Genomic DNA, 16,857 nt, shown 5'->3' with positions numbered 1-16,857 from the left:
AGATCTCCTTAGGCCGTCAGTTTTTTCACTGCCGCTTCGAAACGCTCGAGGGCTAATTCGATGTCCGGTTCCGGAATAATCAGTGATGGCGCCAGACGAATCACATTTGCGCCGGCCACCAGCACCATCACGCCTTCTTCCAGACCGGCGTTCAGGAAGTCCTTGGCCTTGCCCTGCCATTTATCGGTAAGCACACAACCAAGCAGCAGGCCGGCACCGCGCACTTCGGTGAATACGCCGTAGCGTTCGCCAATATCCATCATGCCCTTTCGAAGCTTGTCAGAGCGCGCTTTCACGCCCTTGAGAATCTCTGGCTGACTGACGGTATCCACTACCCTTTGCGCCACGGCGCAGGCCAGTGCGTTACCGCCATACGTGCTGCCGTGAGTACCCACGCCCAGGCTGGCTGCAACCTTGGCCGTGGTCAGCATGGCTGCCACCGGAAAACCACCGCCAAGCCCCTTGGCACTGGAGAGAATATCCGGCACCACGCCGTACATCTGATAGGCGTAGAAGTGGCCACTTCGGCCAACGCCGGACTGAACCTCATCAAACACCAGCAACGCGTCATTTTCGTCGCACAACTCGCGCAGCCCCTGGAGGAAGGCCTGATCCCCGGGCATAACACCGCCCTCACCCTGGATCGGCTCCACCACAATGGCGCAGGTTTTCTCTTTGGATATCAGCTTCTTAACCGACTCCAGATCGTTGAAATCGGCATGATGAATGCCTCCCGGTGCCGGCTCGAAACCTTCCAGGTATTTTGGCTGACCACCAACGCTCACGGTGAACAAAGTGCGCCCGTGGAAAGAGTTTTTGAAGGAAATAATCTCGTTCTTCTCTTTACCATGATGCTCCCAGGCGTACCGACGGGCCAGCTTGAACGCCGCTTCATTGGCCTCGGCTCCGGAGTTGGCGAAGAACACCCGTTCGGCAAAGCTGAGGTCACAGAGGGTTTTCGCCAGACGCAGGGCGGGTTCGTTGGTCATCACGTTGGACAGGTGCCAGATTTTCTCAGCCTGGTCGTGCAACGCGCCCACCAGCCCCGGATGGCAATGGCCCAGGCAAGTCACTGCGATTCCACCCTGGAGATCGATAAACTCGCGGCCTTCCTGATCCCAGATCCGGGAGCCCTCTCCTCGCACCGGAATGATGGAACCGGGAGCGTAGTTGGGCACCATGACTTCATCGAAGAGTTCGCGGCTGACGGGTTCTTTATTCATAAATCTCTCTCGGGAAAGCGGCTAAGCAATTAAAAATAGTAGAGTGGCCGCACCAAACAAGTAAGTAGGTGTGCGGACTCTTGCACCATAATACGCCACTCACGGCATAAGAACATCCGGTTCCCCGATGGCAGGCAATTCGATCACCCGCTGCTGTTCGTGCCCGCCCTTTTTTCTGTCCATGAGGGCGCCGATCAGAAGTTTGTAGGAATCCAGGTCAAAGGTGACAGCCTGGCCGCTGAGTGAGAGATCCGCCAGCTCCTCCTCTTCATGGAGGGTGGCTACATGCATCCAGTTATAAACCACCAGGATGTCCGTGCGCCCGGACCGCTCATCCCGCTCAACGATCCCGACCGGCCCTTTCCAGGGCCAGGTTTTCAGTCGCAGGCCGTGGAAGGCAATCTGCACCCTGAGGTTATAGCGCTCGACATTCTCGAGTTCCTCACAGGCGCCCTTGCAGCGCCCCAGCGCGCGCTGGAAACAAGGACCCTCGTGCTCGGGCTCCAGGCCGAGCAGCCGGTTGCACAGTTCATTCTTGGCCGCGATGCCGCTCAATGCCCGCTCGGCATCCCGTTTGCTGCGGAACAACCCGAAATAATCCCCCAACCGATGGGGCTCGATTTCACGAACCAGGCGCGCCTGGAGATACCCCGCCTCGTTTTTCGACAGCTCGATGCTCACCAGATTCTTCGCCGCCCGGGAGCGGCGGTTGAACATGGGCTTCAGGGTCTTGATCTGCTTGAGCTCCAGCAGAAGCGCGCCCAGCTCGCCGGCAGTTTCTGTCCAGTCGACCCGACGCAGGCTCTCGGACATCCGCACGCCCTTGGCGGAGTTGTGATCACCAGAGAAGTGGGAAGCTACCCGCTGGGCAATGTTAGTGCTCTTGCCCACATATAAAAGCACATCGTTCTCACCATAAAAGCGGTATACCCCAGGCCCCCTGGGCAGATCCTGAAGCGTATCCGACGGAAGGTGGGAAGGAATGCTCGGGCGTTGCAGCAGTTCCCGCAACGCGGGTTCAAATGCCCCATCGCCCTTTTCCGCCCGGGCATGCTCGAAAAACGCCAACATCGCGGACACATCGCCCATGGCCCGATGGCGTTGAACCCGGGCAAGGTTATGGCGGGCAATCAGTGCATCCATGTTATGGCGCCGGAATTCCGGATACAGCCTCCGGGAAAGCTTTACCGTGCAAAGCACCTTCGCCGAGAACAGGCGCCCCAGTCTGCGAAACTCGGATTTAATAAAACCGTAATCAAAGCGGGCGTTGTGAGCGACAAACACCTTGCCCTTCAGCTGCTCCTCCAGCTCATCCGCCACCTCTTCAAACAACGGCGCGTCGGCAACCATCTCATTGGAAATGCCGGTAAAGTTCTCGATAAACGGAGATATCCGCGTTTCCGGATTCAGCAGCGTCTGCCACTCACCCACGACATCGCCGGCCCGCCAGAACCGGATACCAATCTCGGTAATCCGGTCCCGGGCTGAATTACCGCCGGTGGTTTCAATATCAAGAAACGCGAACGTGGCTGACTCAATAACTGTACTTTCGGACGTCATGGAACAACTTTACGCCTCATTGGCAACTGCAGATGTCTGTATATGAACGAAAAGCTGTTATAGACATTCGTCTAATTTCTGCATGAATTTATTTGAATTGTCACGAATTCGTAACTACCTTGTTTTTGGGTCCAACAACAAAAATGTGTGGAGACAACAACGATGCAAAGCAACAAACTGAGATTGGCAATTCGTGCGACGGCAGCAGCTGCAGTATTCGGCGTGGCTGGCCAGGCTGGCGCGGTAGAACTGAACACTGGTGACTACAAGACAAACCTTTACGGTTTTGCTCGAGTAGTTGCTGCTTACGATATCGACGAAGAAATTTCTAACGGCGGTCGCGCCGGCAATTTCAGCAAAATCACAAAAGGTGATGCCGACACGGCCGACGGCCACTTTGGTATGGACGCAAACACCAGCCGCGTTGGTCTTTCTGTGGTTAATCCGGAAGGTGTAAAAGTTGTTGTCGAATTCGACTTCGACAATAGCGCTAGCCTTGATCCGCGTCTGCGCCACGCTTATGGCGAGTATAACAATGTCAGGATTGGCCGGTACTGGTCCAACTATAACTCTTGGGTCGGCAACACTGCCAACGTAGACTTCGATGGCGTTCCGGGTACTGCTGGTGCACAAGACCGTACTGAGCAAATCACCTACATGAGCGGCCCGCTCTCCTTCTCTCTCGAGAATCCTATCGATTATGGCGGAATCGAAGGCACCGCCGATGAAATCACAAGCTCCCCTGCACTGACTGCAAAGTTTGAGGATTCACAGGGTGGATTTTCTTACGCGGCAGCTGTCATGGCAAAGCAAACAGGTTACGACACAGGCACAGCTGACGACTCATCTATCGGTTATGCTGCATTCCTTGCCGGTAAGGTTGCCATTACCGACATGATCTCCATCCAAGGTGCTATCAACTTTGCAGACGGCGCCAATGCTTATATATATCGCCCGGGCAGCAACTTTGGTGGACCAGATGCGTACCTGGACGCTAACGGCGATGTAGAGACCATTGAAGCAGTGGGCGGTGCACTGGGTGCTAGCTTTGGCCTGGGTAATGGCCGCTCGGTCAACGTAGGCTACGGCACAGCAATGCTAGACTTGGATGACGCCGTTCAAAGCGGAGCAGTTGCAGCATCCGCGACAGAACAGAACACGTCTATGTATATCAACTACATGTGGAGCCCGGTTGATAGCGTTAGCATGGGTGTACAGTTCGAAAATCTGGAAACCGAAGCCCAAGGCGGAGCCGACGGCGACGCAAATCGTCTCATGTACATAGCGCAATACAACTTCTAATCCTGCCGTTAGAAGTTAGTTAACTCAGCAGAAACCCCGGCTCCGGCCGGGGTTTTTGTTTGTGCCGAATTTATAACGGACCTCTCTGAACATTGTTGCCCCAGAGGGCTAGTGAATGGCAATCATTGGAAGACCATTGTCCGCACTGAAGGAAAGAGAAGAAATAGGAAGGAGCTAAAACGAGAGAGGCGGGCAATACGATTCAGGACTGTAGAGGGCCAGGGATGGCCCGAAACAAGCCCCCATGGATGGGCTCGTAGCGTGTCCTGAATCGTAGTGCCCGCCTCTCTCCGCCCCCAACCTCAAAGGCTGGGAGCGGACCTACCGGCTGTCAAAGAAGAAGGGTACGAATATCCCCAAGAAGCTGACTGAGCACCGTGGTAAACCGGGCAGCATCGGCCCCATTCACCGCGCGGTGATCATAAGACAGCGACAACGGCAGCATCAGGCGGGGCTGGAACTCCTTGCCATCCCAAACCGGCTTCATCGCCGCCTTGGAAACCCCGAGAATCGCCACCTCCGGCGTATTCACGATCGGCGTAAATGCCGTGCCGCCGATACCACCCAGACTGGTGATGGTAAAACAGGCACCCTGCATCTCTGCCGGCTTCAGCTGCTTGTCCCGGGCCTTCTGGGCAAGCTCGGCGCTCTCCGCAGCAAGCTCCCACAAACCCTTCTTGTCCACATCCTTAATCACCGGCACCATCAGCCCGTTCGGCGTATCCACCGCGATCCCGATGTGAATATACTGCTTGCGAACCACCTCCTTGCGCTCCATGTCCAGAGACACGTTGAACTGTGGCAGTTCCGCCAGCGCCGTGGCACAGGCCTTCAGCAGGAACGGCAGCGGCGTCATCTTCACGCCCTTCTTCTCGCCGGCGGCCTTCTGGGCCTTGCGGAAATCCTCCATATCGGTGATATCCGCATCCTCGAACTGGGTTACGTGAGGCACGTTCAGCCAGCTGCGCTGCATGTTGTTGGCCGTGGCGAACATCATCCGCGACATGGCCTCGCGCTTCACTTCACCAAACTGGCTGAAGTCTGGCAGCTTGACCCCGGGGATACCGGAGCCGGTGGCAACACCGCCACCCTGCTGAGCCTGCTTGAGCTGGCTCTTCACATAGGCATGAACATCGTCCTTGATGATCCGGCCCTTGGGGCCAGAGCCCTTGATGCGGGCCAGATCGGCACCCAGCTCCCGAGCCAGCTTACGCACGGCCGGGCCAGCGTGGACCTTCGCACCAGGCGTGGGCGGCTCATAGGTCGCGCCCTGAGGCTCAGGGGCAGACTCTGCTTGCTGCTTTGGCTTCTCTTCGGACTTCGGCTCGGACTTTTCTTCCTTAGCCGGTTCTTCAGACGCCGCCTCAGAGGCCTCCTCATCACCGCCTTCTTCCTGAACGGTCATCTCAAGCAGTTCATGACCCTCGGAGAGCTTGTCACCCTCGGACACCAGGATCTTGCCCACCTTGCCCGAGTAGGGAGAGGGAATCTCCATCGTGGCCTTGTCCGATTCCACGGTAACCAGGGGATCATCAGCCTCAATGGTATCGCCTTCTGCGACGTTGATTTCGATAACCGGAACATTGTCGAAGCCATCCAGCGCGGGAACCTTCACAGTTTCCTTGCGGGAGCCACCGGAAGCCTTCTTCGGCGCCGGCTTGCTCTCTTCGGACTTCTCTTCCTGCTTGGCTTCGCTCTTTTCCTCGGCTTTTCCTTCCGGCTTTTCCTCGGAATCGTCAGAGCCACCGCTATCGGCGCTGGCTTCCATCATCCCGACGACGTCGCCTTCCTTGACCTTGTCACCCACCTTGACGGTGATCTTGGTGATCTTGCCGGCACCGGGAGACGGCAATTCAACAGACGCTTTGTCTGACTCTACGGTCAGGATCGGATCTTCTGCTTCAACCGAATCCCCTGCACTGACGGTGATTTCGATAACCTCGACCTCATCCGCACCGCCGAGATCCGGAACCTTGATTTCCTGTTCACTCATGGCGGTCTCCTTAGCTCAGCACCGGGTTCGTTTTGTTGCGATCGATTCCGTACTTGCGCATGGCTTCGAGAACCACATCGTTCTTCACCTCACCGTCCTTGGCCAGAGCTGACAGCGCCGTGACTGTTACGTAGTAACGGTCGACTTCAAAGAAGCTGCGAAGCTTTTCCCGGGTGTCACTGCGGCCAAAGCCGTCGGTGCCGAGGGTCAGGTAGGTTTTCGGGATGAACGCCCGGAGCTGCTCGGAGTGCAGCTTGATGTAATCGGTGGACGACACCACCGGCCCGCTCTGCTTCTCCAGGCACTGGGTTACGTAGGCCTTCTTGGGCTTGTCATCCGGGTGCAGACGGTTCCAGCGCTCTACGTGCAGGCCTTCACGGGCAAGCTCATTGAAGCTGGTGACACTCCACACATCGGAGGCAACCCCCCAGTCGTCTTTCAGCATCTGGGCCGCTTCGCGCACTTCGTTGAGGATCGCGCCGGCACCAAGCAGCTGAACCCGAGGCGTCTTCTTGTTGCCTTTGGTTTCAACAGACTCGAACTTGTACATACCCTTGATGATGCCGTCCTCACAATCCTTGGGCATTGCCGGCTGTTCGTAGTTCTCGTTCTCGATGGTCAGGTAGTAGAAGACGTTCTGGTTGTCCTCGAACATCTCCTTCATACCCTTGCGGAGCACGACCGCCATTTCATAACCGTAAGCCGGATCGTAGGCTTTACAGTTCGGAATGGTGTTAGCCAGCACATGGCTGTGGCCGTCCTGGTGCTGCAGGCCTTCGCCATTCAGGGTGGTCCGCCCGGCGGTACCGCCGATCAGGAAACCACGGGCCTGGATGTCGCCGGAGGCCCACGCCAGATCGCCAACGCGCTGGAAGCCGAACATCGAGTAGAAGATGTAGAACGGGATCAGCGGGAAGTTGTTGGTGCTATATGACGTTGCTGCTGCCATCCAGGCCGCCATGGAGCCATCCTCGTTGATACCTTCCTCAAGGATCTGACCCTTCTTGTCTTCCCGGTAATACATGATCTGATCACGGTCTTCTGGCACATACTTCTGACCCTCGGCTGTGTAGATACCCAGCTGACGGAACATGCCTTCCATACCAAAGGTACGGGCTTCGTCGGGTACGATCGGTACCACGCGCTTGCCGATACGCTTGTCTTTTGTCAGAGCGGTCAGGATACGAACGAAGGCCATGGTGGTGGAGATCTTCCGATCGCCGGAACCCTCCAGTACCGCCTTGAAGATGTCCAGATCAGGAATCTGCAGCGGCTGGCAATCTTTGCGCCGCTTGGGATAGAACCCACCCAGCTCCTGCCGGCGCTTCTTCATGTAGACGATTTCCGGGCTATCCGGCGCTGGCCGGTAGTAGGGAACGTCCTTGAGCTCCTCGTCCTTCAGCGGCACTGCAAAGCGGTCGCGGAACGACTTCAGTTGCTCAATATCAAGCTTTTTCAGAGAGTGGGCTGTATTCTGCGCCTCGCCGGCTTCACCGAAGCCATAGCCCTTGATGGTGTGAGCCAGGATGACGGTCGGGCGCCCACCGTTCTTGTTGATAGCATGGTGGAAGGCTGCATAGATCTTGTACGGATCATGGCCACCCCGGTTGAGCTTGTTGATCTCCTCATCCGACAAATCCTCAACCAACTTGGCGGTTTCGGGATACTTGCCGAAGAAATTCTTACGGGTATAGGCCGGGCCATTGCTCTTGAAGTTCTGCAGGTCGCCGTCGCAGACCTCGTCCATGACGTGCTGCATCTTTCCTTCCTTGTCCCTCTCGAATAGGGGATCCCAGTGGCGACCCCAGACAACTTTCAGCACGTTCCAACCGGCACCACGGAAGACGCCCTCAAGCTCCTGGATAATCTTGCCATTACCACGGACCGGACCATCCAGACGCTGAAGGTTGCAGTTAACCACAAAGATAAGGTTGCTGAGGTTTTCACGGCCAGCCATGGAAATGGAACCCAGGGTTTCCGGCTCGTCGCACTCGCCGTCACCGACAAAGCACCACACCTTGCGATCACCCATCTCGATGAGCTCCCGGCTATCCAGGTATTTCATCACGTGAGCCTGATAAATGGCCTGGATCGGGCCCAGTCCCATGGAAACCGTGGGGAACTGCCAGTAATCCGGCATCAGCCAGGGGTGTGGGTAGGACGAGAGGCCGGTGCCGTCTACCTCTTCGCGATACTTGTCGAGGTCTTTTTCGTCGAACCGGCCTTCAAGGAAGGAGCGTGCATAGATGCCCGGGGATGAGTGCCCCTGGAAATAAACCAGATCGGATTCGCGCTTTTCGTCGCCGCCGTGGAAGAAGTAGTTGAAGCCAACATCGTAGAGCGTCGCAGCCGACGAGAACGAAGAAACATGGCCACCAAGATCTCCGGGGCGCTGGTTGGCACGCATGACCATGGCCATCGCATTCCAGCGGATAAGGGAGCGAATACGGCGCTCCATGAAGAGGTCGCCGGGCATCGGCGCCTGCTGGGACACAGGAATACTGTTCCGGAATGGCGTGGTAATGGAATAAGGCAGCTCGGTTCCATCGCGACTCGCCCGTTCGGAGAGCCTCTCAAGAATGTATTTGGCCCGGTCTACGCCTTCGTTCTCGATCAGAGATTCCAGCGCGTCCAGCCATTCACTGGTTTCAATGGGATCATCGTCCTGGTACATCAAACCCTCCCCTTGGCATCAAAAAGTGCAGCGCCGCCACGATCAGCAGCCGGGCGCGTTGCGGTGTCGATAAGCTGCGATGGAATGCAGTGTTTTGTTGTGGGTATGTCAGCCTGACAGGTGTACCGGCTCCCAGTACACAGAACCTGTACAAAGCATAGAACAGCTTTCACACTTTTCCTGCCTGATCGCCCCCGATTTACGGGCTTTTGGCCCCACGGATGATCGGCGTGCCGATGAAGTGTGCGGATCAGCCCACCCGTTTAGTCGTATTTTTACTACATTTTGGCCGCTATATTCAATTTAGGCCCTATCCAGTTCCTTTTTCGGGGCACTGTTTGCGGTTACTTACGGAAGAATGACCGTTTTTGGACCAGCAGACAACCAGACTGCGACCAATGTCGTAGCATTCTTATCAACCGGAAAATTGATTACCACGCTAAACGATATCGTCGCCGCCATTCGCTGCTTATTCGCTGCAGTTATTGATTTTTATTGAATTTTATCGACCTTCAACTACGGCACTTACCTGATTTACCGTAACTTTTTAATTAGACCTGAAAATAACCCCCCATTTATGTATACTCGCCTGCCTGATTTTTAACCACCAAAAAGTGGTCCGACCACTTTTTCTGTCATTAACACCAACAGAGGGCGATCTATGAACTCCATCGTCACCTTTCCGAACCGGATTCCCACCACGGAGTTCGAGGAACGGCGTTTCAAGGTCTACACGGACCGCCAGCTCGACAAGATTGAAATCATTCAGAATCTCCCTGAGGAGACGCTGTTTGAAATGAAGGTAGTCGCCAGCGTGCTGCCGTTCCGGGTCAACGAATACGTGATCAATGAACTGATCAACTGGGACAAAGTTCCCAACGACCCGATCTATCAGCTTGTCTTCCCCCAAAAAGGCATGCTGAAAGAAGAGCATTACGAGCGCATGGCAACAATGCACCGGGAAGGTGCCGACAAAAAAGAGATCCAGGCGGTTGCCAAGGAAATCCGGGATGAACTGAACCCGCACCCGGCAGGCCAGATGGAAATGAACATGCCCGAGCTGGACGGCGAGGTGCTGGACGGTGTTCAGCACAAGTACCGCGAGACAGTGCTGTTTTTCCCGGCCCAGGGCCAGACCTGCCACTCTTACTGCACCTTCTGTTTCCGCTGGGCACAGTTTGTCGGTGACAAGGACCTGAAAATGGCCAGCACCGAAGCCGAGAAGCTCCACGGCTACCTGCAGGAGCACACCGAGGTAACCGACCTGCTGGTGACCGGTGGTGATCCCATGGTCATGAAAACCAAGAACCTGGTTCAGTACCTTGAGCCGCTGCTGGAGCCCGAGTTCGACCACATCCAGACCATTCGCATCGGCACCAAGGCCCTCACCTTCTGGCCATACCGTTTTGTGACGGACAAGGATGCCGATGAACTAATCGACCTGTTCGCCCGTCTCGTAGACGCCGGCAAGCACGTGGCCATCATGGCCCACTACAACCACTGGCAGGAAATCACCACCGAGATTGCCGAAGAGGCCATCCGCCGTATCCGCGCCACCGGCGCCGAGATCCGCGCCCAGGGCCCGCTGATCAAGCACGTCAACGACGATGCCGACGCCTGGGCAAAACTGTGGAAGAAAGAAGTACAGCTGGGCATCATCCCCTACTACATGTTTGTAGAGCGGGACACCGGCGCGAAGAACTACTTCGAAGTGCCCCTTGTCGAGGCTTTCCACATCTATCGGGAAGCCATGAAGAAGGTCAGTGGCCTGGCCCGCACCGCCCGCGGCCCCTCCATGAGCGCCGGCCCCGGCAAGGTGGAGATCCAGGGCATCACCGAAATACACGGTGAGAAGGTCTTCGTGCTGCGCTTCCTGCAGGGTCGCAATCCGGATTGGGTTCAGCGCCCATTCTTCGCCAAGTACAGCGAGACGGCCACCTGGCTGCACGAGCTGGAACCGGCCTTCGGAGAAGAGAAGTTCTTCTTTGAGGATGAATATGAGGAAATGAAGAAGGGCAACGGCTAACGCCTCATACACCATATGGGTGATGCCTGGTTTTTGTGGATCTTCTAGCTTTGGTTTGTCGGAAACCGATAAAAACCAAGAATGAGGAATCACCAAATGATCAGGCAACATACCCTTCGTCTATGGCTGTTGCTGTGCACCATGGCAGCAGCACTCATTATCAGTGGTTGCGGGGGCGGCAGCAGCTCCGGCTCCGGAACCACGCCCACCACCAATGACTCTGCGACTATCTCCGGCACAGCGGCTGCCGGTGCCCCAGTTTCAGGCTTTGTTGGTGCACGCGATGCGACCGGCCAAACCCTGAACACCAATATAGAAGCAGATGGCTCATTCCAGCTGGACCTTTCCGGTCTCGACACACCGGTTCTGCTCTATGCCAGCGGCATCGCAGGCGGCAACGCCTATCAGATGCTGTCTGTGGCATTTGCCGATGACCTGAATGGCACCACAAACATCACACCATTGACCGACCTGATCGTGGGCAACGCGGTCGGCCGAAGCCCACAGGAGTTCTTCAACAACCCGGACTTCGACCTGATCCAACAAGCAGCCATCGAAACCCAGGAAGAAGCGCTGAAGACGCGCCTGAAGCCCCTGCTCGATGCTCTGGGAGTGGACGAAGACTTTGATCTGCGCAACTCACCGTTTACCGCCAACCGCACAGGATTCGATGCTGCCCTCGATGTCATTGAGGTTCAGATTAACCCCGACACCAACACGGCGACCATTACTAACCGCGTTAATCCCACCCAGACCATAACCAACAATTTTGTTCAGCCGGAGAGCGAAGAAACCACGCTTGAAGTGAACGAAACAGAGATCAACGACGGCGTCACCACATTGCAGGCGTTGAACACCCTGGCCACATCTTTCGCCAACGCGCTTGAGGGCCAGGATGAAACAGCACTGGAGGCACTGACCACCACCGACTTCCTCAACAACGGCGAGTCCATCAGCGGCCTTGCAACTCGCTTTTCGGGCTCCCCCGAGGGCATTGAAGATGCTGGCGAACTGGCGAAAGACATTCGCAACTGGTCACTGGCAGAGCTCGGTGACGGCACCGCCAAGCTGAACTTTGGTACGGCCCAAGGACCATGGCAGGCGATCAATGACAACGGCGACTGGAAGCTCGAGGGCAACCAGCTGGAATTCTTCGTCTTTGTTGAGCCTACCCACCAATACGAGAATGGCGCTGACAGCCCGGTAATTGAAGGAGTTGGTACCCTGATTTATGCCGGCTTCCCCTCAGCCAATCTTGGCGCGGTGGCCGATTCCAACGTTACCGTTTCCGGTGATTTGCAGAGCTTTAACGGCGACCTGCCCATAGATTCCGAAAATAACCGCTTTGCTGATTTCCAGGTCCTGGCGGCGGACTCGCTCAGTTCAGGCGATCAGGTAACTTTTGCCTGGAATAACCCGGTCGAAGGTATTGTCGATTCCATAGCGACGTTCACCATCCGCCGTGGCAGTCCCGACTTCAGCAGTGGCGCGCCCGAAATCACTACTGCTTCAGCGGATCTGACAGCTGATGAGTACACCTTCCAGTGGACTCTGCCCCCGGGATACGACGCCGTGTCTGTTCGCAACAACTTTACCGGCCAGACCTCAGGCGGTCAGGGCGGTGGTTTCACTGGCAACCCTCTGGATAACGATTCCTTGAGTTTCACCGGTACGTTGCCAGAAACCTACGTGCCCGATGAAACAGATGAACTACGGTTGATTGCCCGTGATCCATTCGGCGTATTCGTCGCCGCAAGACTGTCAAATCCGTTCCCCGACCAGGCGCCACCGCCAATGGCAGAAGACGCCCTGATTGGCAGCTGGGTCGCCCGCAATAGCGATAGAGGGGATAACGCCCCATGGGTTCAGTTAACTTTCCTGGAAAGCGGCTATTACATGCACCAGGAGCTGGACCTGCCTTACCGTCCGGAAGCCGACGATGCCGGAAGCACTGGCCTGGAGTTCGGTCAGTACACCTGGAACAACCAGACTGGCGAACTGACCGTCACCAGCATATCGATTGATGACAACGGTGAATGGGGAGTCGCGGACGGCGCAAATCAGGTAGAGCCGCTTACCTTCCGTGTAGACGGCAACACTTTAAGCGTCTTCAATCCGGAGATTGGCCCTGCCCAGAACACCGAGTTCACCCGCGTACCGTTGAATCAGTCCGGCATTACCGGCAGTTGGGTAATTCAAGACAGTGCAGACCCAAGCAACGTGTCGGTCGCGACATTGCTTGACGATGGCTATTACTTTTTAGGCACCAGCCAGCCTGCAGACTCAGGCGGTCAGCCAGGGTTTGAATTCGGGACCTACACCTACGACAGCGAAACCACGGTTCTGGAGCCCTCTGTTGCGTCTGATAACAATGGACCGACCGACTACAACGGCGAATTCGGGCTTTCGGATCCAATCCAAGGCTTCGACTACGCCACAGTGATTGACGGCTTCCTGATCATCGATGATGGCGAAGCGTTCCAACTCAGTGAATTAGCTCCGGGCGTAACGCCTGTTAATGGCAACGTGACAGTGGACTATACCGCCCCGGATCCGGGCTCCGATCCAGAACTAACCCCCGGGCCCACGGTCACCGGAGATTTCCATTACCTGAGATCCGCTGTTGGCATTGAAAGTTCACGGGTGAACAATCCACCGACGGTGTTTCAGGCACACTACGCCCACATCGATGCCAGCATCGTCGATAACGCCGACGGCACCGGAACACTCAGCTGGTCAGATCTCTGTGTCGGCGACCTGCTGATCGACTCCGGTGCCAGCGAGGACGGGCGGGATGCAGTGTTCGGTTCCGTCAGTGAATGCCTCGGCCTGAGCAACAGCTTTGACCTGACCTTCACGGAAACCGGGCTCTTCGCATCAATCGCAGAGAGCACTACAACCGACCCCGAGGACGGCACTCAGATTATTAACGGTGCCACCGAAATCGACTTCCGGGCTCTTGATGCCGGGCGCAGCCTGTTCGTTGCCAGTGAGGCGAGTAGCTTCCAGTTTGAAGAGGGCGATGGAAGTTTCACCGAAGGCCGGGACATGAACACCCATGTGCTTAGCAAGAAAGATCCCTCGCAATCGATTGAAGCGCTGGCAGGTGACTGGGGTTTCGTCAGCTTGCGCATCAGCGAAACTCTTGACGAGGTCGGCGCGGTTGAACCCAATTTCATGGATTATGGTGCTAGCGCACTGAACATTTCGGTTGACGCGGCAGGAAATGCCACCCTGACGGACGAGATCCGGCTACTTCTTCTTCAGGGACTAAAGCCAATGGAGACTTCCGGTGTGTCAATTGATGCGAAAGTTGAAGAAACCGGCATCAGCGATAGCCTCGGTGCTTTCAGTCTCACACCTGATGGCACACTGAGCCTTCTGGGTGGTGAACTGGGAGGTTTTGCTTCCCAGGGTGCGGACGTTATCACGATGGCGCTCCCCAACCCGTTCACGCCTTACGCGGTGCAGACCAATGAATCCTCGTTGCTCACCGGTGTAAGACTGGACCCGAATTTCCAGGCCGCTGACCTTGCCGGCAAGTCCTACGATGTCATTCTGAAAGGCTACTTTGCCGGTCAGGATTATTTCGAGACGGACATCCACCTACCAGGAGCGACACTAAACTTTGACGGCAGCGGCATGGCCACTACGCAAAGAGGCCTTACCTACGCTTTCACGAACTTTGGACTGGACACTGAGGTTTTCGATACAACAAGACAATCAACTGGCCTTGCCGCCAACAGCTGGACCTATCAAGTCGACACTTCAACCGGGTTGATCAGCATGGAATCTCCACAGTTTATCTACTCTGGCGGAGGTATCGGCTTTGGTGAACAGATCGGTTATTCATCGGCGGATAACAAGCTGCTGGTTCTCGTGTCACGTTTTTACGACAACTCGGGCGGCACGCCAATGGGACCCGGCGGCGCCTATGTAGCGTATGCCATCTGCAACAATTGCGACTGAAACTTTAACTGGTTGTTTTCTTCTGCCCCGCCTCGCGCGGGGCTTTTTTATGGATTACTGGCACCCCCTCAAACCCTGTGCTTTACTTGCACTACGCAACCAATATGTACAAAAAAGCAACAGGGAGCGATTGCTTTGAAGGATCCGGGGTCTGAAGTCCCTCACTTGCTGGATGATCTTTATGAGCGAGCGACCACCCCGGACCAGTGGCCGGAGTTTCTTGCCAAGCTGATGGTTCTGTTCCGCGGAGAAACCGCTACCTTACGCCTGACAGACTTGGACAATCCGGTAGTTCACCAGTCCTACACCAGCGGCTTTAGACAGGAAATCAATCGAATCTACGAAGCTGAGGGCGTTGAGCGTGATCCCTTCAGGGAAGCCATGGCGGCTTTGCCGGTAGGCAAGGCGCTGGATAGTAGCGCGGTTATCGAAGACCGGGAGTTTGAGCGTTCCGTCCACTACCAATCCGTGTTTCGGCCCAACGGAAACTTTTATGCGTTGGGCACCCAGTTCGAGCGCCAGAACGGTCAGGCAATGCACGTGGGTATTCACCGACCAAAACACCGCGGCGCCTATAGTAACGAAGACCTCAGACTATTGGAGCTTTTCAGCCCCCACCTTCGACGAGTCGCCCGGTTATCCCGCTTGATGGCAGACCTGAACGATGCACTCTCTGTCGCCCGGCATGCCCTTGACCGATTACCGTTCGGTGTCTGGTACATGGACAATGAACTAAGGGTGCAGTGGCTGAATGCCAGCGCTGAAGAGGCCTTCGCTACCAACAGTTTTGGCCTTAAAATCCAATACCATCGTCTTCGAATGCTCGCCCCAGGCGCATCCACGACCCTACGCGCCATGGTGCGCCGTTTGATTGAGCATCGTTCACTTACGGAAACCGTGAAACTGGGCCAAAGTGGTGCCTGCCTGCTCATGCTGCCCACCTGCTCAGCCGGAACCAGCCTTCACATAACCCGCTCGCCGGCACCGAAGATTCTCTGTTTTCTGCTGGACACCACCCGACCGGCGGACCTGGACGAGAATCGGTTGACCACGATGTATCACCTCACGCCGGCGGAGTACCGGCTTGCAAACCTTCTGGTCACCGGGCTCGATGTTAACGAGGCCAGCGCAGTACTTGAGATTTCTCCCCATACCGGACGAACACAGCTCAAATCCATTATGCGCAAAACCGGCGTTCGCCGGCAGGCAAGCCTGCAAAGACTTCTCCTTCTATGCGCCGACACACTGAAAAATTGACATGATTGATACCGATAAAACCTACCTTTTGAGTCTTCCTGACGGTCGCACACTCAGCTACTCAGATATAGGCACCGGGGAAAACGGAACCTGGATTCACTGTCATGGGATTCCGGGGTCCCGCAAGGAAACTCACCATCTTCAGGACCAACTTAAACGTGCCGGCATGCGGCTTATCGTCCCGGACCGGCCGGGCTATGGGCAATCAACGCCTGCGGTGGATTATGGATTTTCGGAGCATTCCGATGATCTAAGACGGCTCGCAGATCACTTGACGCTGGCAACGTTCAGGTTATCCGGCTTTTCCGGAGGCGGGGTATTCGCTATGGCCGCCGCTCATGATCTGGGCAATCGGATCGAACAACTGGATATCGCTGCTACGCCGGCGGTTCCATTGATGGAAAATCCCTACGAATATGCTTCAGAACTCACCGTCAACACCTGGCGGGCGGCGCTGGAGGATCGGGGGGCACTCGCCAGGGAAATGGAAGCGCTTACCGGTTCGGTGGAGGCGTTATCGGAGGCACTGATGGGTGCTTCAGGTGATCAGGAAGGGCATTACCTGTCATCAGAGCCTGTTCGCACGGGCTTTATGAAGAGCCTTAACGCCGCGCTGGAGCAAGGCCCGGCAACGGCAGCCGATGCGCTAGCCAGAGATTCGTTCCTGATAGCTCATTCATGGCCTTTTGCGCCGGCGGACATCTGTCTTCCGGTGCGGGTAATTCATGGCTCGAGAGACAGCCTGGTATATAGAGATCACCAGACCACGCTGTCCAGGAAATTTCCAGACAGCACTCCCGAGATAATCAATGGCGCTCACTACGGTGCACTTTCAGCTATCTGGGGCTAATTT

Annotated in this window: 9 protein-coding genes; 5 read left to right on the top strand and 4 right to left on the bottom strand. The window is 56.1% G+C overall.

The annotated features are described in order from the left end of the window. Positions 1–8: 8 nt before the first annotated feature. Both ACWJ62_RS00200 and ACWJ62_RS00195 read right to left on the bottom strand, forming a co-directional pair. Complete coding sequence (locus tag ACWJ62_RS00200; protein ID WP_449284383.1) at positions 9–1,223, bottom strand: aspartate aminotransferase family protein; 1,215 nt, start codon at positions 1,221–1,223, stop codon at positions 9–11. A 99-nt stretch (positions 1,224–1,322) separates the two neighbouring features. Next, positions 1,323–2,783: an exonuclease domain-containing protein gene (locus ACWJ62_RS00195; protein WP_449284382.1), complete on the bottom strand. Its 1,461-nt coding sequence runs from the start codon at positions 2,781–2,783 to the stop codon at positions 1,323–1,325. A gap of 162 nt (positions 2,784–2,945) precedes the next feature. Between ACWJ62_RS00195 and ACWJ62_RS00190 the strand changes: the two genes are divergently transcribed. After that, on the top strand, positions 2,946–4,085 hold the full coding sequence (locus tag ACWJ62_RS00190) for a DcaP family trimeric outer membrane transporter (protein WP_449284381.1): 1,140 nt from the start codon (positions 2,946–2,948) through the stop codon (positions 4,083–4,085). Between the two features lie 331 nt (positions 4,086–4,416). On the opposite strand, the gene aceF is transcribed toward ACWJ62_RS00190, so the two are convergent. Beyond that, on the bottom strand, positions 4,417–6,078 hold the full coding sequence (gene aceF, locus ACWJ62_RS00185; RefSeq protein WP_449284380.1) for a dihydrolipoyllysine-residue acetyltransferase: 1,662 nt from the start codon (positions 6,076–6,078) through the stop codon (positions 4,417–4,419). Positions 6,079–6,088: 10 nt separating this feature from the next. Next, on the bottom strand, positions 6,089–8,752 hold the full coding sequence (gene aceE / locus ACWJ62_RS00180) for a pyruvate dehydrogenase (acetyl-transferring), homodimeric type (protein ID WP_148608926.1): 2,664 nt from the start codon (positions 8,750–8,752) through the stop codon (positions 6,089–6,091). Positions 8,753–9,413: 661 nt separating this feature from the next. On the opposite strand from aceE, the gene ACWJ62_RS00175 reads away from it, so the two are divergent. The 4 genes from ACWJ62_RS00175 (at position 9,414) to ACWJ62_RS00160 (ending at position 16,854) form a co-directional block, all read left to right on the top strand. Then, the gene (locus tag ACWJ62_RS00175; protein WP_449284379.1) at positions 9,414–10,778 is read left to right on the top strand and encodes a KamA family radical SAM protein; all 1,365 of its coding nucleotides are present in this window, start codon (positions 9,414–9,416) and stop codon (positions 10,776–10,778) included. Between the two features lie 96 nt (positions 10,779–10,874). Next, positions 10,875–14,747, top strand: coding sequence for a hypothetical protein (locus tag ACWJ62_RS00170; RefSeq protein ID WP_449284378.1), 3,873 nt, complete (start codon positions 10,875–10,877; stop codon positions 14,745–14,747). 135 nt (positions 14,748–14,882) lie between these two features. After that, complete coding sequence (locus tag ACWJ62_RS00165; RefSeq protein WP_449284377.1) at positions 14,883–16,004, top strand: helix-turn-helix transcriptional regulator; 1,122 nt, start codon at positions 14,883–14,885, stop codon at positions 16,002–16,004. A gap of 1 nt (position 16,005) precedes the next feature. After that, entirely contained in the window at positions 16,006–16,854 is an 849-nt protein-coding gene (locus ACWJ62_RS00160; protein ID WP_449284376.1) for an alpha/beta fold hydrolase, read from the top strand. Positions 16,855–16,857: the final 3 nt, after the last annotated feature.

The organism is Marinobacter sp. PE14 (assembly GCF_053566155.1).
Note: the sequence above shows the minus strand (reverse complement) of the source record. Positions and strands in the feature narration are given on the sequence as shown.

What these genes read in the sequence shown, in the direction of transcription:
- ACWJ62_RS00200 (WP_449284383.1), bottom strand. Translation starts at nt 1,223, where the DNA reads ATGAATAAAGAACCCGTCAGCCGCGAACTCTTCGATGAAGTCATGGTG.
- ACWJ62_RS00195 (WP_449284382.1), bottom strand. Translation starts at nt 2,783, where the DNA reads ATGACGTCCGAAAGTACAGTTATTGAGTCAGCCACGTTCGCGTTTCTT.
- ACWJ62_RS00190 (WP_449284381.1), top strand. Translation starts at nt 2,946, where the DNA reads ATGCAAAGCAACAAACTGAGATTGGCAATTCGTGCGACGGCAGCAGCT.
- aceF (WP_449284380.1), bottom strand. Translation starts at nt 6,078, where the DNA reads ATGAGTGAACAGGAAATCAAGGTTCCGGATCTCGGCGGTGCGGATGAG.
- aceE (WP_148608926.1), bottom strand. Translation starts at nt 8,752, where the DNA reads ATGTACCAGGACGATGATCCCATTGAAACCAGTGAATGGCTGGACGCG.
- ACWJ62_RS00175 (WP_449284379.1), top strand. Translation starts at nt 9,414, where the DNA reads ATGAACTCCATCGTCACCTTTCCGAACCGGATTCCCACCACGGAGTTC.
- ACWJ62_RS00170 (WP_449284378.1), top strand. Translation starts at nt 10,875, where the DNA reads ATGATCAGGCAACATACCCTTCGTCTATGGCTGTTGCTGTGCACCATG.
- ACWJ62_RS00160 (WP_449284376.1), top strand. Translation starts at nt 16,006, where the DNA reads ATGATTGATACCGATAAAACCTACCTTTTGAGTCTTCCTGACGGTCGC.